The following is a 17,798-nucleotide window of genomic DNA, read 5'->3' as shown; positions in this document are numbered from 1 at the left end:
CGGAACGGAGCACCGAACGTGGAGGACCCCACGACCTCGCCCGGGGCGAGGACGTCCGAGCCTGCCTGGGGCACGGCGCCCGGGGCCGAGCCGGCTGCCGCCGAGCGCGGCGGCTCGCCGGACCCCGAGGCTCCGGCGCCGCCACCTGCACCCGGCGAGGGCGACCCCGTTCCGGCCGCTGCGACGGCGCAGCCTCGTGGGCGGTGGTCGTGGGCGACGGCCGCGCTCGTGGCCGCGACGCTCGGCGTCCTCCTCGTCGTCGCCGTGCTCGTCACCGAGACCGTGACGGCGCGGCGCGGCTGGGCGCACGTCGGGGGCCTCTACGCGGTCGCGGGCGCCGCGGTGGTCGTGGTGGGTGCGGTCGTGTGGCGGCGCGGCACGCGCGGCGTGGCCGGCGCGACCCGTGCGCTCGTCGCGCTCCTCACCGGCACCGTGGTGCTCACCGCCTGGGTGACGGTCGACGTCATGACGGGCGGCGGGACCGGGTACGGTCTCGGCAGCTCCCTGCGCGGGTACCCGCTGGGTGGCGGCTACGACGAGGGTCCCGAGATCGGCGCCGCCTCGGACCGGGTCTGGTACGGGGAGTCCGTGCGCTACACGGACGGCCTCGTCGTCTCGGTCTCGGCGCCGCAGCCGTACACGCCGACCGAGGACGCCTCCGTGCGCGAGGACGACCACCCGCACGCGGTCCGCCTCCGCGTGCGGGTCACGAACGGCACCGGTCAGGAGGTCGACCCGGGCGGGCTCGACCTCCAGCCCGTGTCGGGCGGGCTCGTCGCCCGCAGGGTCTTCGACTACGCCCCCGACGTGCTGCTCGACGACCCGGACACGATCGCCCGCGGCACGAGCGCCGAGTGGGACCTCGTGTACAACGTGTACGACCCCGAGGACGTCGTCGTCGGGCTCGAGCCGACCTGGGCGAACTACGCGGTGGCCGTGTTCTCCTGGTGACCCCGCGTACGCCGGGCATCACTCCGTCCGGTCGAGGTACTCCTGCGCGAGTCGTTTCGGGGCGCGCGAGAGCCACGCGTCCTGCAGCAGCTCCTCGAGCTCCGGCACGGTGACGCGGTCGAGCCGCGCGAGCACGATCGGGTACCCGTCGAAGTGGCTCGTCGTGAGGAAGACCGCGGGGTCGTCGCCGAGCAGCGCTGCCTTCTCGCCCTCGTCGGCGACGCGGAACGCGACGGGCGGCTCGGCGGGCGCGGCGTCGCCGAGCTCGTCGAGGTCCTTCGCGCGCAGGGGCCGCTCCCAGACGAACAGCTTCCCGTGCACGGTCCACTGCCGCGGACCCTTGAGGTCCGTGTCCGGCAGCACCGACACGATCCGTTCGACGTCCTCCCACGAGGCCATGCCTCCACGGTAGGCCGCCCGTCGACGACGGACCACACGATCGGCTGCCTGGCCGGCCGCGGTGCGTCAGAAGGGCGCGACCTTCCCGAGCGGGGGGAAGATCTCGTCGAGCTCGGCCAGGTCGTCGGCCGTGGGGGTCCAGGCGCCCGCCGCGGCGTTCTGCCGCACCTGCTCGGGCTTCGTCGCCCCGGCGATGACGCTCGAGACCTGCGGGCGAGACAGCAGCCACCCGAACGCGACCTGGACCTCGGTGATCCCGCGCACCTGGCAGAACGCGCCGAGGCGCGCGAGCGCCTCCCAGGGTGCCGACTCCAGGAGGTGCGGCTTCGTCGTGACGAGGCGGCCGTCGTCGGGCCGCGCGCCGTGCGCGTACTTGCCCGTGAGCAGGCCGTTCGCGAGCGGGAAGTAGGGGAGCACCCCGAGCCCGTACGCGGCCGCGGCGGGCAGCACCTCGAGCTCGGCACCGCGGTCGACGAGGTTGTAGTGGTTCTGCGCGGACACGAAGCGCACGGTCCTGGCGGCGCGGGCGGTGAACTCGGCCTCGGCGACCTGCCACCCGGCCCGGTTGGAGTGCCCGACGTAGAGCACCTTGCCCGCGCGCACGAGGTCGTCGAGCGCGGCGAGCGTCTCCTCGATCGGTGTCCGCGGGTCGGGGGTGTGGAACTGGTAGAGGTCGATGCGGTCCGTGCCGAGGCGGCGCAGCGAGTCCTCGACGGCGCGCACGACGTAGCGCCGCGACCCGCGCGCGTCGAAGTCGTCGCCCGCGGCGCCGCGCATCGACATGCCGAACTTCGTCGCGACCACGACGTCGTCGCGGCGAGACCCGAGCGCCTGGCCGAGCAGCTCCTCGCTCAGTCCGGGGCGGCCCCCGTACGTGTCGGCCGTGTCGAAGAACGTCACCCCCGCGTCGAGCGCGGCGTCGACGACGGCGCGCGTCCCCTCGAGCGTCTCGGTCACCGTGTGCGGGCGGCCGAAGTTGTTGCAGCCCAGCCCGACGGCGGACACGGCCAGTCCGGACCGGCCGAGGCGGCGCAGGGCGGGGCGGGGCGGGGTTGCGTCGTTCGCAGTCATGCGGCGACCCTACGACGCGCCGCGGGCGGCCGTGACCGCCGACGCACGCGCCGCGACCGCGGCGAAGAGCCGTTCGAGCGGCCCGCGCCCCAGCGCCCAGCGCCACAGCGTCGCGACCGCGAGCGTGGCGAGGACGAGCGCGAGGAGCGGACCGTTCGTCGTCTGCTCGTAGGCCGCGTCGCCCCACGCCCACAGCACGACGATCTGCGCCGAGTAGACCGTGAGCGCCATGGCACCGACCGCGGCGACCGGTGCGAGCACCCAGCGCCCGACCCGGCCCGCGAACAGGCACAGACCCAGCACCGCGACGGCGAACCCGCCCGACCCCACGACCTCCGGCAGAGTGTCGGTGTGCGGGCCAGCGAGCCACAGGTACGCGCTCGTGGGCCACGGGTCGGACCAGCCGAGCGGCTCGGGCCGGAAGCTGCTCGACCACGCAGCGGCGGCGTCCTCGACCGCCTGCGCCCCGCCGAGCGGCCCGGTCATCGACGCCGAGACGCCGTAGCCGATCCCCGCCGCGAGCAGCCCGCCGCCCACGAGCCCGACGCGCGTGGCGGCCGAGGACAGGTCGGAGCGACCGATCGCGATCCCGACCAGCACGTACGCCATCCACACGATCGCGGGGTAGTGCCCGGACACGACGAAGTCGGTCAGCGCCCCCGACCCGTCGTCGGGCAGGTGCAGCCCGGCGCGCGCGAGCACCTCGGGGAGCCAGTACGCGAGCACGGGACCGACCACCGCCACCGCCCCGGCCAGCACGAGCAGGTCGCGGCGGCGCCAGCGCAGGAACGGCAGGGCGAGCACGAAGTACGCGGCGTAGAAGCCGAGGATGAGGAGCACGCGCGTCCCGAGCAGGTCCAGCAGGCCCACGAGCCCGAGGAGCATGACGGCGCGCACGAGGATGCGGGTGCGGCTCTGGAGCGCGGGGAGCCCGTCGAGGGGCGTCCGCCCTCCCGAGACGATCGCGAGCGACACCCCCGCCACGAGCGCGAAGAGGATCGACGACCGCCCGTGCGACAGCGAGAGCCAGCCGGAGACCTCGCCGAAGTCCTCGGAGGTGTACCCCACGTGGGCAGTGAACATCCCGAGGACCGCGATCCCGCGCGCGACGTCGAGGCCGGTGACGCGGCCCGGGCCGCCGAGCAGGAGCGCGGCGTGGCGGCGCGCGAACCCGGGGGAGGGGCGAGCGGGTTCGCCGGGGGCGGGAGTCGTGCCGGTCGCGGCCGTCATGGGGGGATTGTCCGTGCGCGGGCGGGCTCCCACCCGGCCGCCACGCCGGAGCGGACGACGACGCGACCCGTGCACGGACCGCGCGCCCAGAGTGTGAGAACGGGGTCGAGAACGATGCACGTCCGGCCTACGGTGCGGGTATGACGCACACCCCCCACGGCGCCGACGCGGCCGCCGACCACCCCGCCGACGCCCCCACCGGGGCCGGGAGCGACCCCGCGCAGGAGTCCGAGTCGTACACGCACGGGCACCACGAGTCCGTGCTGCGCTCGCACCGGTGGCGCACCGCCGAGAACTCGGCCGGGTTCCTCCTGCCGCACCTGCGCGCGGGCATGAGCGTCCTCGACGTGGGCTGCGGCCCGGCGACGGTCACCGTCGACCTCGCCGACCGCGTCGCCGGGGGACGCGTCGTCGGGGTCGACGCGTCCGAGGCCGTCCTCGAGAGCGCGCGCGAGCTCGCCGCCCAGCGCGGCACCGCGAACATCACCTTCCAGCACGCGAACGCGTACGAGCTGCCGTTCGCGGACGGCACGTTCGACGTCGTCTACGCGCACCAGCTCCTCCAGCACCTGTCCGACCCGGTCGGCGCGCTGCGCGAGATGAAGCGGGTCGCCAAGCCCGGCGGGCTCGTCGCCGTGCGCGACGCCGACTACGCCGCCATGACCTGGTACCCCGAGTCCCCGGGCCTGACGGAGTGGAACACGCTCTACCACGAGGTCACGCACGCGTACGGGTTCGAGGCCGACGCCGGTCGTCGCCTGTTCTCGTGGGTCCAGGACGCAGGGTTCGACCTCGACGGGATCGTGCCCACCGCGAGCACGTGGTGCTACGCGACCCCGGCCGACCGCACGTGGTGGGGCGGGCTGTGGGCCGAGCGCTGTGTCGCCTCGAACTTCGCGGTGCAGGCGAAGGAGTCGGCGCTCGCGGACGACGTCGCGCTCGAGCAGCTCGCGCAGGACTGGCTGCGCTGGGCCGAGGAGCCCGCCGGCTGGTTCGCGGTCCTCAACGGCGAGGTCCTCGCCCGGGCGTGACGGCGCGGGCGCTGCTCGCGGCAGGGCGCTCCTCGGTCGCGCGGGCGCGGGCCGGATAGCCTGGGCCCGTGCGCATCGCGAGATTCACCACCGGAGACGACCCCCGCTACGCCCTCGTCCAGCAGGAGGGGGACCGCACGTACCTCGCGGTCCTCACGGGCGACCCGCTGTACATGCCCGTCACGCCGACGGGCGAGCGCATCGAGCTGGGCGACGGCGTCCGGCTCCTCGCGCCGGTGATCCCGCGCTCGAAGATCGTGGCGGTCGGCCGCAACTACGCCGACCACGCGAAGGAGATGGGCAACGCCGTCCCCACGAGCCCGCTGCTGTTCCTCAAGCCGAACACCTCGGTCGTCGGCCCGGACGACCCGATCGTCCTGCCCGACTTCTCGCAGGAGGTCTCCTACGAGGCGGAGCTCGCGATCGTCATCGGCCGGCTCGCCAAAGACGTCTCGCCCGAGGCCGCGCCCGGTTATGTGCTCGGCTACACGGTCGCGAACGACGTCACGGCGCGCGACGCCCAGCGCACCGACGGCCAGTGGGCGCGCGCGAAGGGCTTCGACTCGTCGTGCCCGCTCGGCCCGTGGATCGACACCGACCTCAACCCCGAGGACGTCGGCGTCCGCAGCCGCGTCAACGGCGAGGTGAAGCAGGACGGCCGCACGAGCGACATGATCTTCGACATCCCGTTCCTGGTGTCGTACATCTCCGAGGCGATGACCCTCCTGCCGGGCGACGTCATCCTCACCGGCACGCCCGCGGGCGTGGGCCGGATCGACGTCGGCGACCGTGTCGAGTGCGAGGTCGAGGGGATCGGCGTCCTGAGCAACCCGGTCGTCCGACGGGCCTGAGCGTGCGACCTGCCCCCGGTCGGACCGTCGCGCGAGGAGCCGGCTGGGGCGCGGTCGTGCCGTGCGCGGCCGTCGTCGTGCTCGTGGTCCTCTCCGTGCTCGCCGGGGGCGTCCCCACCGGGGAGGCCTTGTCGTACGGGATCGTCCTCGCGATCGTCAGCGTCCCGGTCTGCGCCCTCGTCGGCGCCGTGATCGGCGGCCTCGTCGTCCTCGTGCGCACGCGGTCGCTGAGCGATCCGGTCGCTCGCTCTGCCGACGGCGGACGAGCATCAGGTGCGGGCGGCGCGCCGGACGGAGATGAGGCGGCTGTCCCTGTTCTCCTCACAGCCGACGACATCCTCGCGATCCCTGGCGTCGCCTCCGTCGAGGTGACGCCCGCCGAGCCGGGGCTCGAGGACCTGTACGTGCGGTTCGACGACGATCCGGACGGAGAGCGCGACATCATCCTCCTGCGCAACACCGCGGTGGGGAGTGCACTCGCCCTGGTTGGCACGGCAAGGCTCGAGCTCGACGAGACAGATCTCTGGGTGCTCCTGGAGTCGGTCGGTGCTCGCCGGTCTCGCGTCGAGGAGGGCAATCGGATCGTTGTCTGGCATGCGTCGGGCGACGAGCGGGTCTTCGTCTGATGGGGACGTCCAGCAAGCACGGTGTGGCACGCGGATATCCGACACGGGAGGAGACGCGGGCGGCTCTGCGCGGGCTCGTGGACGAATCGCGCTCCCGCGACGACGTGAGCGACTGGGCGTGGGAGTACCTCGCCCGGGACTCGCAAAGCTACGACGAGTGCATCCAAGAAGCTCTCGACCGCCTCGCCGGTGCTGAGCCATTCCCACCCGGGATCACTGGTGACTACACCGTCGACGACTTCCGCGACTGGCTCCACGACTTCGATCGTTGCGTGACCGGTCGAACCGTCGACGACACCGTCATGCGCCCTGCGCCCACTGCGGACCCAGCCACGCGCGACTGAGACGACGGCGCAGGCGACGCCGGACGCCCGGGCGACGGGCGGCGTCGGGCAACTACGCTGGCACCGTGATCCCCGCACCTGGCTCCTCGCCCGTCCGCGTCCGCTTCTGCCCGTCCCCGACCGGGACGCCGCACGTCGGGCTCATCCGCACCGCGCTGTTCAACTGGGCGTACGCGCGGCACACCGGCGGCACGTTCGTGTTCCGCATCGAGGACACCGACGCCGCGCGCGACAGCGAGGAGAGCTACCAGCAGCTCCTCGACGCGCTGCGCTGGCTCGGGCTCGACTGGGACGAGGGCGTCGAGGTCGGCGGCCCGCACGAGCCGTACCGGCAGTCGCAGCGCGCGGACATCTACCAGGACGTCATCGCGCGGCTCGTCGAGGGTGGGTACGTGTACGAGTCGTTCTCGACCCCCGAGGAGTCCGACGCGCGCAACGCCGCCGCGGGCGTCAAGACCAAGGGGTACGACAACTTCGACCGCACCCTCACGGACGAGCAGAAGGCCGCGTTCCGCGCCGAGGGTCGCGAGCCCGTGCTGCGCCTGCGCATGCCCGACGAGGACATCACGTTCACCGACCTCGTCCGCGGCGAGATCACGTTCAAGGCCGGCTCGGTCCCGGACTACGCGCTCGTGCGCGGCAACGGCCAGCCGCTCTACACGCTCGTCAACCCGGTCGACGACGCGCTCATGGGGATCACGCACGTGCTGCGCGGCGAGGACCTGCTGTCCTCCACGCCGCGGCAGATCGCGCTGTACCGGGCGCTGCTCGAGATCGCCGTGGCCGAGGTGATGCCGGAGTTCGGCCACCTGCCGTACGTCATGGGCGAGGGCAACAAGAAGCTCTCCAAGCGCGACCCCGAGTCCAACCTGTTCCTGCACCGTGAGCGCGGCTTCACGCCCGAGGGCCTGCTCAACTACCTCGCGCTGCTCGGCTGGTCCATCTCGCCGGACCACGACATCTTCACCGTCACCGAGCTGGTCGAGGCGTTCGACGTCCACGACGTCCTGCCCAACCCGGCGCGCTTCGACCTCAAGAAGGCGGAGGCCATCAACGCGACGCACGTGCGCCTGCTCGCGCCGGAGGACTTCCGTGACCGCCTCGTCCCGTACCTGCACGCGGGCGGCCTGGTTCCCGCGGACTCGTTCGCCGACCTGTCCCCGCGCAACCAGGAGATCCTCACGGCGGCCGCGCCGCTCGTCCAGGAGCGCATGGTGCTGCTCGGCGAGTCGGTCGGGATGCTCGGCTTCCTCTTCACGGCCGACGACGCGCTCACGGTCGAGGACGACGCGCGCGGCGCCCTGCGCGACGACGCGAAGGACATCCTCGCCGCCGCGATCACCGCGCTCGACGTGCTCCAGGACGGCGAGTTCGTCACCGCGGCGATCGAGGAGCGCCTGCGCGACGCGATCGTCGAGGGGATGGGCGTCAAGCCGCGCTTCGCGTTCACGCCGCTGCGCGTCGCGCTCACGGGCCGTCGCGTCTCCCCGCCGCTGTTCGAGTCGATGGAGCTGCTCGGCAAGGGCTCGACCCTGGAGCGCCTCGTGCGCCTGCGGGACGCGCTGTGACGGACCGCGACGTCGCGGCGGCCGCCGATCCGCTCGAGGGCGTCCTGTTCGACGTCGACGACACGCTCGTCGACACGCGCGCCGCGTTCGCCGCGGCGATCACCGCGGCGTCGCGCGTGTGGCTGCCGCACCTGCCCGAGGACCGGTACGACGAGGTCCTCGCGCTGTGGCGCTCCGACCCGAACGGCCACTACCGCGCGTACACGCGCGGCGAGGTGGACTTCGACGCGCAGCGCATGGCGCGCGCCAACGAGCTCCAGGCGACGTTCGGCGGCGAGCTGCTCGACGACGCCGCGTACGTGGACTGGAAGGACCTCTTCTGGGGCACGTTCGAGGCCGCGTGGACGGGGTTCGAGGACGCGCGCCCGGTCGTGGACGCGCTCGTCGCGGCGGGGGTCCGTGTCGGGTCCCTGACGAACGCGCGCGTCGAGCTCCAGACCCGCAAGCTCGCCGCAGCGGGCCTGCCCGACGTCCCGCTGCTCGTCGGCGTCGACACGCTCGGCTTCGGCAAGCCCGACCCGCGCGTGTTCGCCGAGGCGTGCGCACGGCTCGGCACCGACCCGGCCCGCACGGCGTACGTCGGCGACGAGCTCGACGTCGACGCGCGCGCCGCGCGCGCGGCCGGGCTGGTCGGGGTCTGGCTCGACCGCCCCGGCACCCGCCGCGGCGGTCCGCACCCCGAGGACCCGACGTCGGCCCGCGCGTCGGGCGTGCACGTCGTCCACGGCCTGGCCGACCTGCCCGCGACGCTCGGCGTCGCCGTCCCCACCCCGGCCGAGGCCCCCGCGCCGAGGTAGACCCCGGTCGGACGAGGTAGAGGCAGGTAGTGGCCAGGTCATGACCGTGCCTCTACCTCGCGGCACCAGGCCTCTACGTCGTGCGAGCGGAGCTCAGGTGAGGAGCACGACGCCGACGAGCGCCGTCGTCGTGACGAGGAGCGCCGAAAGCCCGCCGAGGACGAGCGCGCGCCTCCCCGTGCGCAGCAGGTAGGGCACGTCCACGCCCAGCCCGAGCGCGAACATCGCTGCCACGAACGCGACCGTCGTCGCGGTCGCGAGCGCGGCGAGCAGCGGGGCCGGCACGACGCCCAGGCTGCGCAGCGCCACCGCTGCCACGAACCCGACGACGAACCACGGCACCGGCGCGACCCGCGGCGTGGCGGTGTCCGCCGTCGGGTCCGTAACCGTGCCGGCGGCGCCGGGGTGGTCCGGACCGGCCGAGCCGACCCGGGCGAGGGCTGCGCGCCGCGCGCCGCGGGCGACGACGACCCCCGCCACGGCGACGAGCGGGGCGAGGAGGGCGACGCGCGCGAGCTTGGCGACCGTGGCGGTCGCGAGGGCGGGGTCGGAGATCGTCCCGGCGGCAGTGACGACCTGGGCGACCTCCTGCACGCTCGCGCCGATCCACAGCCCGGCCTGGTCGTCGGTGAGCCCGACCAGCGCGGCGAGCCACGGCAGCGCGACGATCGCGAGCGTGCCGTAGACGGTGACGAGCGCGAGGGACGCGGCGACGCCGTCGTCGTCCTCGCGGACCTGCCCAGGTGTGCGCCCGGGGCCGGCGACGACGCCCTGCATCGCCGAGATCGCCGCGGCCCCGCAGACCGAGAACCCGGTCGCGACGAGCAGCGTCGTGACGCGCGGCACCCGGAGCGCGCGACCGAGCGCGAGCGTGCCGGTGAAGGTGACGAGGAGGGTCGTCGCGACGACGACGAGCCCGCGCCAGCCCAGCCCGAGGACCTCGGGCACCGAGAGCTGGAACCCGAGCAGCACGACGCCCGTGCGCAGGACGACGCGCGACGTCCACGCGACTCCGGGTCGGGTCGCCGCGACCGCCACGGCCCCGCGGCGGGTCCTGCCCGCCCGCCCCAGCACCGGCGCGACGAGCGCGCCGAGCACGAGGGCGACGACGAGCGGGGACACCGTCGGCACGAGCCGCGCCCCGAGCAGCACGACGACCGTCGCCGCGGCGACCAGCCCGAGCCCGGGCAGCAGCGCACGGGAGCCCGCAGCGCGGCGCGACGTGCGCGCCGTCGCGACGGGTCGTGGGGTGGTGGTCGTGCGGGGTGCGGGAGGGGCCATGCTCACGAGCCTGCTGCGCGCCGCGACGCCGCGGAAGGGCGAACTGCCTCGCAACCCATAGAGTGGACCTATGGCCACGACCTCTCGCGACCGGACGTCGCTCTCCGCGCTCGAGCTGCTCGTCGCGACCGACTCGCACGGTTCGATCAGCGCCGCGGCGCGGGCGCTCGGGGTCGCGCAGCCGACGGCGTCGGCGGGCCTGCGGGCCCTGGAGCGCCGCCTCGGGCTCGAGCTCCTCGAGCGCACGACGCGCGGCTCCCGCCTGACGGAGACGGGCCGCGCCACCGCCGCGTGGGCGCGCGAGGTGATCGAGGCGTCGGACCGCTTCGAGACGTCGGTCGCCGCGCTCCGGGACGCCCCCGCCGCCCGGGTGCGCGTCGCGGCGAGCCTCACGGTCGCCGAGTACCTCGCGCCGCGCTGGCTCGCGCGCCTGGCGCTCGAGGGGTCCGGCCCGGGCGGGGGAGCACCGGACGTCGAGCTCGTCGTCCGCAACTCGCGCGAGGTGACCGACCTCGTCCTCGACGCCGCCGTCGAGCTGGGCTTCGTCGAGAGCGCGACGCTGCGTCGCGGGCTGCGCAGCCGCACCGTCGCGCACGACCGGCTCGTCGTCGTGGTCGGGCCGGCGCACCGGTGGGCACGTCGGAGCGCGCTGCGGGTCGACGAGCTGCTCTCGGGCGGGCTGGTGGTGCGCGAGCGCGGCTCGGGGACGCGCGAGACGCTCGAGCGCGGCCTCGCGGCGGTCGGCGAGCGGCTGCCCGACCATCTGCCCTACCTCGGCTCGACGGCGGCGCTCAAGACCGCCGTGCAGCACGGCGGTGCTGTCGCGGTCCTGTCGAGCCTCGCCGTCGCCGACGACGTCGCGCGTGGCGCGCTGGTCCGGGTCGCCGTCCCGGGGCTCGAGCTCGACCGACGCCTGCGCATGGTGTGGAAGGACGGCACCGCGCTCTCCTCGGCCGCGCGCCGTATCGCGGCCGCGGCGGCAGTCTCGTCGGGCTGACCGGCTCCGGCCCGGGGCGCCGCGGCGCCTCAGCGCACCGACGCGTCCCAGCGCCAGCGCGTGCGCTGCCGTCGGCCGGGCAGCTCGCCGCGCCCGGTCGCCCAGAGGAGCAGGAGGTCCGGGTCGTCGTCCGGTACGGGCTCGACGTCCGGGAAGAGCCGGACGAGCACCCGCGGCGCGAGGCCCGCGGGGAACGGTAGGTGCTCGCCCGCGAGCCCGAGCAGGACGTCGTGGCCGTGCACGAGGACCTCGACGACGCCCATCGCCGCGAAGCCGGCGGCGTCGGAGGTCCCGTAGGGGTGGTAGGCGCGCGCGGCCACCGGCCGGGTCTCGGCGAGGGTCGCGAGCAGCTCGCCGCTGCCGAGCAGCGCCTCGCGCAGGCCCGCCGTCCCCGCGGCGCGGTCGACGTGCGCGATCTCGTCCTCCCCGCGCGGCCCGACGAGCGGGACGTACGCCAGGCGCGGGAGCGCGGCGAGCTGGAGGGCGTAGGCGAGCAGGTCGTCCACGACGTGCTCCGTCGTCGTCCAGCACGACCACCGGACGGGGCCGGCCTGCGCGTCGAACGCGGTGACCGGGTGCTGCACCAGGTGGTCCGCGAGCCAGCGCGTCGCCGTCCGGACGTCGTCGCCGGTGACGGCGTCGGGGGAGCGGCCGGTGCGGGCGCTCACGCGTCGTCCGACGCCGTCGTGAGCGTGTCGGCCCGCCAGCACTCGGCGAGGTACGGCAGGTCCACGTCGGTGCGCCCCGCGAGCGCCGGGTGCGTCGCGACGAGGTCGTCGATCTCGCCGAGCAGCTCCTCCCGGCGTGCGTCGGGAAGCGTCAGGAGGTAGCTGCGCGACGCGGCGAGCGGGCGGAGGGACGACGTCGGGACGCGGTCGGCCCAGGGCACCGTGCGGTGCTCGGGCGGGGTGAAGAGCTGCGCGGCGAGCACGGGCTCGCGGTAGCTGTGCTCGAGGGTGTCGCCTCGGTGGATGACCTCGGTGAAGCGGCCGACCCAGTCGACCGCGTCGTCCCGCACGTTCCACACGATGCCGAGGCGGCCGCCGGGGCGCAGCACGCGCGCGATCTCCGGCTGGGCGGCAGGGGAGAACCAGTGCCACGCCTGGGCGACGAGCACGGCGTCGACGCTCGCGTCGGGGAGCGGGATCGCCTCGGCGGAGCCGGGCAGGGCCTGTGCGCCCGGGGCGGACTCTGCGAGGCGCGCGCGCATCGCGTCCGAGGGCTCGACGGCGACGACGTCCAGCCCGCGGGCGACGAGCCGCTCGGTGAGCTTCCCCGTACCTGCCGCGAGATCGAGGACGCGGCGTGCGCCGTCGGGCAGGAGCCAGTCGACCGCCTCGTCCGGGTAGGACGGTCGCGTGGACGCGTACTGGGCGGCGCCCTGCTCGAACGACGCGGCGCGGTCGGCGCGCGAGCCGGGGTCGGGGGAGTCTCCTGCGCTCATGTCTCGACGGTGCCAGACGGCGGTGGTGCGCGTCGACCCGGAGGCGCACCTCCGCGCCCCCGACCCGGCGGTTCGGGTCGCATTTGGCCCGCGTCGTCATGTCCGGTAATGTTCTCGGCCGGTGGGACCTCCACGGGAGGGAGCCAGGGGACGAGTCTCGACTCGTCGCGACGGCTCTCCGACAGTGGCTGGTTACCCCCTTGGGGTATGGTGTAATTGGCAGCACGAGTGATTCTGGTTCACTTAGTCTAGGTTCGAGTCCTGGTACCCCAGCGAAGAGCTCCGGCTCAGGTCGAGCGGTCAAGACCGCGCGAAACATGAGGTAGAGTTCTCGACGGAGAAACGGACCGGAAACGGTACGGAGATCCACAGGCCCCCATCGTCTAGCGGCCTAGGACGTCGCCCTCTCACGGCGGTAACACGGGTTCAAATCCCGTTGGGGGTACAGAGAAAGGCCCGGTCACCATCACGGTGACCGGGCCTTTGTCATGGGCGCAGACTCGTCACCGAACGCGTGACGCGATACGTCGTGGTGCTGGCGTGCGCCCGTGTGACGAAGGTCGCAGCCCGCGGTCGTTGGAGGCCGATCGTCGTGCTGGCACGACGGAACCGTCAGCCCGCGATCGTGAGCTCGCCGCGACGCCGTCAGGGCGCGCCGTCGCGACCCGGGCCCGGCTCGTAGGGCTTCGGGATCGGCGTCGGCGTGGGGCGCGGGTGGATGACCGGCACGTAGGTCGCCCGGTGCTCCCCGGAGACCGCCCAGCCCGGCTCGTCGTCCCCGTGGGCCTCGTCGTCCCCGCGGTCGTGCGCGCGGTCGTGCCCGGCGTCGTGCCGCGCGCTCTCTCGGCGCCCGCTGACGGGGAGCGGCTGGGTCGGGCCGCTCGACTCCCCGACGGGCCGGCCCGGCACGACGACCACCGGCTCGTCGGCGCGGGGCGGGGCGGGTACGGGAGGCGTCGTCGCGGGGCTGCGCCCGTCCCACGCCGGAGCGGGGGCGACGGGCGGGGGCTCGGCCGGCTGCGGGGCGCGCGGTCCCGACGGCGGGACGGGCACCGGCGCGACGACGCTCGGCGGTGCCGGCGACGGGTTCGCGCCACCCCCGGGCGGGGTGCCGGGGCGGCTGCCCGGTGTGAAGAGCGTGTCGCACAGGAGCCGGTACGTGGAGTCGGGGTGCGAGACCCAGTCGATCTGGCGCAGCGCCTGGTCCTGTCCGGCGGACTCCAGGAGGAACTGCCCGTAGCCGAACACGCGCCCGACCGGCGAGCGCCCGTAGTTCATGTCCGTGACCTTGGTGAGCGGCATCATCGCGACCTTGTGCGTGATGAGCCCGTACAGCAGGAGCAGGCGCTTGTCGGTGGCGACGAACCACTCGTTGCGCCACTCGAAGACCTTCCACACCAGTCGCCCGGCGAGGATCAGCCACAGCCACCACAGGAACAGCACGCCGTCCCCGACGGCGGGACCGGCCTGCACGACGAGCCAGGCGACGACGACCGCTCCCGCGACGGTGGTGGCGACGGGCTCGAGCAGCATCCCCCAGTGGTGGCGCGTGGCCACCACGACCCGCTCGCCGCTCAGCACGTAGCGGTCGAGGATCTTGCTGCGGGGACGGCCGCGGGCCACGGTCAGTCCAGGAGCGAGTTGAAGAACTGGCCGATGGAGCTGAAGGCGCCGACGATGACGTCCCAGATGCCCTCGACGATGTCGGCGGCGCGGTCGGGGCTCCTGATGACCGCGTATACGGCGAAGATCACGAGCACCCAGATCAGGGTCATCTTCACCTTCGGATGCATCGGGACTCCTCGTGTCTCGGGTTCGGACGGTCAGGCTCGCCCCCTGCCGCCACCGGGCCGTCCGGCGCCAGGGCACGCACAGCATGGCAGCAGCCGGTGACATTTTGACAGGGCGCGTCCCGTTTGCGGCCCGCGGCACGCCGACCGACACCGACCCGGCGCGACGTCGTGCCCCGGGGGCCGACCGTGCCCGCCGACCGCGATGCGCGCCGAACCCGGGGCTGTCGCCGGGCTCGACGGCCGAACCCGACCGTGTCCCCGGGTTCGGCGCGCTCTCCCGCTACTCGCCGGCGCGGCGCAGCACCTCGGTGAGGCGGTTCGCCGCGGCGACGACCGAGCCGGAGTGCAGGCGGCCGGGCTGGCGGCTCAGGCGCTCGACCGGGCCGGAGATGGAGACCGCGGCGACGACGCGGCCGGACGGCCCGCGGACCGGTGCGGACACCGAGGCGACGCCGAGCTCGCGCTCGGAGACGGACTGGGCCCAGCCGCGGCGTCGGACGCCCGAGAGGATCGTGGCCGTGAAGACCGCCTCGCGCAGGCCGCGGTGGAGGCGGTCGGGCTCCTCCCACGCGAGCAGGATCTGCGCCGCGGAGCCCGCGTTCATCGTGAGCGTCGCGCCGACCGGGATCGAGTCGCGCAGGCCCACCGGGCGCTCGGCGGCCGCGACGCAGATGCGGTGGTCGCCCTGGCGACGGTAGAGCTGGGCGCTCTCGCCCGTGTGGTCGCGCAGGGCGGTGAGCACGGGGTTCGCGGCGGCGAGCAGGCGGTCCTCGCCGGCGGCCGTGGCGAGCTCGTTGAGCCGCGGGCCGAGGACGAAACGGCCCTGCATGTCGCGCGCGACCATGCGGTGGTGCTCGAGCGCGACCGCGAGGCGGTGCGCCGTCGGGCGGGCCAGGCCGGTGGCCGTGACGAGCTGGGCGAGGGTGGCCGGTCCGGACTCCAGGGCGCCCAGGACGGAGGCCGCCTTGTCCAGCACTCCGACTCCGCTAGTATTGTCCATAGGTCGATATTGACGTCTCATGCTCTGAGATGCAAGCCAGAACTGAGATGCAGGTCCGGCACGGATGTTCCACCCGCTGGACGTTCTCCCCGGCAGGCTGCCGGACGGCGGACGATCGACCCAGGCGGTGCTCCATACCCCCCAGGAGCACCGTGACAGACGACGAGGAGATGAGCTACATGGCCGGCACGCTGGCGGAGAAGGTCTGGGACGCGCACCTGGTGCGACGAGGCACCGACGGGTCGCCTGACCTCCTCTACATCGACCTCCACCTCGTGCACGAGGTCACCAGCCCCCAGGCGTTCGAGGGGCTGCGCCTCGCGGGCCGCCAGGTCCGCCGTCCCGACCTCACGATCGCGACCGAGGACCACAACACCCCGACGCTCGACATCGACCTGCCGATCGCGGACCTCACGAGCCGCACGCAGATCGACACGCTGCGCAACAACGCGCGCGAGTTCGGCGTCCGCATCCACTCGCTCGGCGACGCGGACCAGGGCATCGTGCACCAGGTCGGGCCGCAGCTCGGGCTCACCATGCCAGGCCTGACGGTGGTGTGCGGCGACTCGCACACCTCCACGCACGGGGCGTTCGGCGCGCTCGCGTTCGGCATCGGCACGTCCGAGGTCGAGCACGTCATGGCGACCCAGACGCTCCCGCTCGCGCCCTTCAAGACGATGGCGATCAACGTCGACGGCGAGCTGCCCCCGGGCGCGACGAGCAAGGACATCATCCTCGCGATCATCGCCAAGATCGGCACCGGCGGCGGCCAGGGCTACGTCCTGGAGTACCGCGGCGAGGCCATCCGCAGCCTCTCCATGGAGGCGCGGATGACGATCTGCAACATGTCGATCGAGGCGGGCGCCCGCGCCGGCATGATCGCCCCGGACGACACGACGTTCGAGTACCTCAAGGGCCGCCCGCACGCGCCCGAGGGCGCCGACTGGGACGCGGCCGTCGAGTACTGGCGCACGCTGCGCTCCGACGACGACGCCGTGTTCGACACCGAGGTCACGCTCCGCGCGTCCGACCTCGAGCCCTTCGTCACCTGGGGCACCAACCCGGGCCAGGGTCTGCCGATCTCCGCGACCGTGCCCGTCCCCGAGGAGATCGCGGACGAGAACGAGCGCGTCGCCGCCGAGCGCGCGATCGAGTACATGGGCCTCACGCCCGGCCAGCCGCTGCGCGAGGTGTCCGTGGACACCGTGTTCATCGGGTCGTGCACCAACGGCCGCATCGAGGACCTGCGCTCCGTCGCCAAGGTCGTCCAGGGCAAGCAGAAGGCCGACAGCGTCCGCGTCCTCGTCGTCCCGGCGTCCGCGCGCGTGCGCCTCCAGGCCGAGGCCGAGGGCCTCGACAAGATCTTCCTCGACTTCGGCGCCGAGTGGCGCAACGCGGGCTGCTCGATGTGCCTCGGCATGAACCCTGACCAGCTCCAGCCGGGCGAGCGGGCGGCCTCGACCTCGAACCGCAACTTCGAGGGCCGCCAGGGCAAGGGCGGGCGCACGCACCTCGTGTCGCCGCTCGTCGCCGCCGCCACCGCGCTCCGCGGGACGCTCTCCTCGCTGAGCGACCTCGACCTGCCCGAGGGTACCGACATCACGTCCTTCGACGGCACGCCGCTCGCGCCGCTCGACCCGCACGTCCTCGTGCAGGTCTGAGCCACCCGCACCGCGCTGCCCCACTCGTCGCCCCGAAGACCCGAAGAGGTTCCGTCATGGAGAAGTTCACGACCCACACCGGCGTCGGCGTCCCGCTGCGCCGCAGCAACGTCGACACCGACCAGATCATCCCCGCCGTCTACCTCAAGCGCGTGACGCGCACGGGGTTCGAGGACGCGCTGTTCGCCGCCTGGCGCGGAGACCCCACGTTCGTCCTCAACCAGGACGCCTACCGCGCGGGCTCCGTCCTCGTCGCCGGGCCCGACTTCGGCACTGGCTCATCGCGCGAGCACGCCGTCTGGGCGCTCAAGGACTACGGCTTCCGCGTCGTCCTCGCGTCCCGCTTCGCCGACATCTTCCGCGGCAACTCCGGCAAGCAGGGCCTCGTCGCCGGGATCGTCGCGCAGGAGGACATCGAGCTCCTCTGGAAGATCCTCGAGACCAACCCCGGCACCGAGGTGACCGTGGACCTGGTCAACCGCACCGCGTCCGCGCAGGACGTCACCGTGCCGTTCCAGATCGACGACTACACGCGCTGGCGCCTCATGGAGGGCCTGGACGACATCGGCCTGACCCTCCAGCACGAGGACGAGATCTCCGCGTTCGAGGCGACGCGTGCGTCGTGGCGCCCCAAGACGCTGCCGGCGAAGACGCTGCCCAAGGTCGAGATCGAGGCGGCGCGCCCCGTCGACTGACGGAGCTCTCGCCGGGAGGCGGGCGCCGGGGAGCCGATGATGCGTCGTCGGCTCCCCGG

19 protein-coding genes and 2 tRNA genes are annotated in these 17,798 nt (G+C 74.0%); 12 read left to right on the top strand and 9 right to left on the bottom strand.

Features of this window, described 5'->3' with window-relative positions; translation table 11 throughout:
• The first annotated feature begins 18 nt into the window (after positions 1-18).
• A complete protein-coding gene (locus tag ACFVN3_RS17615; RefSeq protein WP_378234245.1) occupies positions 19-951 on the top strand; it encodes a hypothetical protein in 933 nt (310 codons plus the stop codon).
• 18 nt (positions 952-969) lie between these two features.
• Here the strand turns inward: ACFVN3_RS17615 and ACFVN3_RS17610 are convergent, their stop codons facing one another.
• The 3 genes from ACFVN3_RS17610 to ACFVN3_RS17600 form a co-directional block, all read right to left on the bottom strand.
• On the bottom strand, positions 970-1,350 hold the full coding sequence (locus ACFVN3_RS17610; protein WP_378234244.1) for an MmcQ/YjbR family DNA-binding protein: 381 nt from the start codon (positions 1,348-1,350) through the stop codon (positions 970-972).
• Positions 1,351-1,416: 66 nt separating this feature from the next.
• The gene (locus ACFVN3_RS17605; protein WP_378234243.1) at positions 1,417-2,421 is read right to left on the bottom strand and encodes an aldo/keto reductase; all 1,005 of its coding nucleotides are present in this window, start codon (positions 2,419-2,421) and stop codon (positions 1,417-1,419) included.
• Positions 2,422-2,430: 9 nt separating this feature from the next.
• Complete coding sequence (locus ACFVN3_RS17600; RefSeq protein ID WP_378234242.1) at positions 2,431-3,651, bottom strand: heparan-alpha-glucosaminide N-acetyltransferase domain-containing protein; 1,221 nt, start codon at positions 3,649-3,651, stop codon at positions 2,431-2,433.
• Positions 3,652-3,791: 140 nt separating this feature from the next.
• Between ACFVN3_RS17600 and ACFVN3_RS17595 the strand changes: the two genes are divergently transcribed.
• The 6 genes from ACFVN3_RS17595 (at position 3,792) to ACFVN3_RS17570 (ending at position 8,868) form a co-directional block, all read left to right on the top strand.
• Positions 3,792-4,682, top strand: coding sequence for a methyltransferase domain-containing protein (locus tag ACFVN3_RS17595; protein WP_378234241.1), 891 nt, complete (start codon positions 3,792-3,794; stop codon positions 4,680-4,682).
• Positions 4,683-4,750: 68 nt separating this feature from the next.
• The gene (locus ACFVN3_RS17590; protein WP_378234239.1) at positions 4,751-5,533 is read left to right on the top strand and encodes a fumarylacetoacetate hydrolase family protein; all 783 of its coding nucleotides are present in this window, start codon (positions 4,751-4,753) and stop codon (positions 5,531-5,533) included.
• Positions 5,534-5,628: 95 nt separating this feature from the next.
• Entirely contained in the window at positions 5,629-6,159 is a 531-nt protein-coding gene (locus ACFVN3_RS17585; RefSeq protein WP_378234237.1) for a hypothetical protein, read from the top strand.
• 104 nt (positions 6,160-6,263) lie between these two features.
• A complete protein-coding gene (locus ACFVN3_RS17580) occupies positions 6,264-6,503 on the top strand; it encodes a hypothetical protein (protein WP_378234235.1) in 240 nt (79 codons plus the stop codon).
• 65 nt (positions 6,504-6,568) lie between these two features.
• The gene (gene gltX, locus ACFVN3_RS17575) at positions 6,569-8,071 is read left to right on the top strand and encodes a glutamate--tRNA ligase (RefSeq protein WP_378234233.1); all 1,503 of its coding nucleotides are present in this window, start codon (positions 6,569-6,571) and stop codon (positions 8,069-8,071) included.
• Positions 8,068-8,868: an HAD family hydrolase gene (locus tag ACFVN3_RS17570; protein ID WP_378234232.1), complete on the top strand. Its 801-nt coding sequence runs from the start codon at positions 8,068-8,070 to the stop codon at positions 8,866-8,868. Before gltX ends, ACFVN3_RS17570 begins: the two co-directional genes overlap by 4 nt.
• Positions 8,869-8,961: 93 nt before the next feature.
• Here the strand turns inward: ACFVN3_RS17570 and ACFVN3_RS17565 are convergent, their stop codons facing one another.
• Positions 8,962-10,149 carry a YeiH family protein gene (locus ACFVN3_RS17565; RefSeq protein ID WP_378234231.1) on the bottom strand — a complete coding sequence of 396 codons (1,188 nt, stop codon included), beginning with the start codon at positions 10,147-10,149 and terminating at the stop codon, positions 8,962-8,964.
• A gap of 70 nt (positions 10,150-10,219) precedes the next feature.
• On the opposite strand from ACFVN3_RS17565, the gene ACFVN3_RS17560 reads away from it, so the two are divergent.
• Positions 10,220-11,146: a LysR family transcriptional regulator gene (locus ACFVN3_RS17560; protein WP_378234230.1), complete on the top strand. Its 927-nt coding sequence runs from the start codon at positions 10,220-10,222 to the stop codon at positions 11,144-11,146.
• 29 nt (positions 11,147-11,175) lie between these two features.
• On the opposite strand, the gene ACFVN3_RS17555 is transcribed toward ACFVN3_RS17560, so the two are convergent.
• Together ACFVN3_RS17555 and ACFVN3_RS17550 are read right to left on the bottom strand one after the other, a co-directional pair.
• Positions 11,176-11,814 (bottom strand): hypothetical protein, encoded by a 639-nt coding sequence (locus ACFVN3_RS17555; RefSeq protein WP_378234229.1) that lies wholly within the window; start codon positions 11,812-11,814, stop codon positions 11,176-11,178.
• Entirely contained in the window at positions 11,811-12,590 is a 780-nt protein-coding gene (locus tag ACFVN3_RS17550; RefSeq protein ID WP_378234227.1) for a class I SAM-dependent methyltransferase, read from the bottom strand. The genes ACFVN3_RS17555 and ACFVN3_RS17550 overlap by 4 nt, the downstream gene beginning before the upstream one ends.
• Before the next feature lie 201 nt (positions 12,591-12,791).
• Between ACFVN3_RS17550 and ACFVN3_RS17545 the strand changes: the two genes are divergently transcribed.
• A tRNA-Gln gene (locus tag ACFVN3_RS17545) sits at positions 12,792-12,863 on the top strand.
• A gap of 99 nt (positions 12,864-12,962) precedes the next feature.
• Positions 12,963-13,035, top strand: a tRNA-Glu gene (locus ACFVN3_RS17540).
• A gap of 200 nt (positions 13,036-13,235) precedes the next feature.
• On the opposite strand, the gene ACFVN3_RS17535 is transcribed toward ACFVN3_RS17540, so the two are convergent.
• From ACFVN3_RS17535 to ACFVN3_RS17525, 3 genes are all read right to left on the bottom strand, one after another.
• Positions 13,236-14,213: a PH domain-containing protein gene (locus ACFVN3_RS17535; RefSeq protein ID WP_378234226.1), complete on the bottom strand. Its 978-nt coding sequence runs from the start codon at positions 14,211-14,213 to the stop codon at positions 13,236-13,238.
• 2 nt (positions 14,214-14,215) lie between these two features.
• Positions 14,216-14,383: a hypothetical protein gene (locus ACFVN3_RS17530; RefSeq protein ID WP_168731655.1), complete on the bottom strand. Its 168-nt coding sequence runs from the start codon at positions 14,381-14,383 to the stop codon at positions 14,216-14,218.
• A gap of 280 nt (positions 14,384-14,663) precedes the next feature.
• Positions 14,664-15,383 carry an IclR family transcriptional regulator gene (locus ACFVN3_RS17525; RefSeq protein ID WP_024840729.1) on the bottom strand — a complete coding sequence of 240 codons (720 nt, stop codon included), beginning with the start codon at positions 15,381-15,383 and terminating at the stop codon, positions 14,664-14,666.
• 179 nt (positions 15,384-15,562) lie between these two features.
• Between ACFVN3_RS17525 and leuC the strand changes: the two genes are divergently transcribed.
• Positions 15,563-17,044 carry a 3-isopropylmalate dehydratase large subunit gene (gene leuC, locus ACFVN3_RS17520; protein WP_378234296.1) on the top strand — a complete coding sequence of 494 codons (1,482 nt, stop codon included), beginning with the start codon at positions 15,563-15,565 and terminating at the stop codon, positions 17,042-17,044.
• 56 nt (positions 17,045-17,100) lie between these two features.
• Positions 17,101-17,739 carry a 3-isopropylmalate dehydratase small subunit gene (leuD, locus tag ACFVN3_RS17515; RefSeq protein WP_378234224.1) on the top strand — a complete coding sequence of 213 codons (639 nt, stop codon included), beginning with the start codon at positions 17,101-17,103 and terminating at the stop codon, positions 17,737-17,739.
• Positions 17,740-17,798 lie beyond the last annotated feature (59 nt).

It is taken from the genome of Cellulosimicrobium sp. NPDC057862 (genome assembly GCF_042797035.1).
Taxonomy (GTDB): domain Bacteria; phylum Actinomycetota; class Actinomycetes; order Actinomycetales; family Cellulomonadaceae; genus Cellulosimicrobium.
Note: the sequence above shows the minus strand (reverse complement) of the source record. Positions and strands in the feature narration are given on the sequence as shown.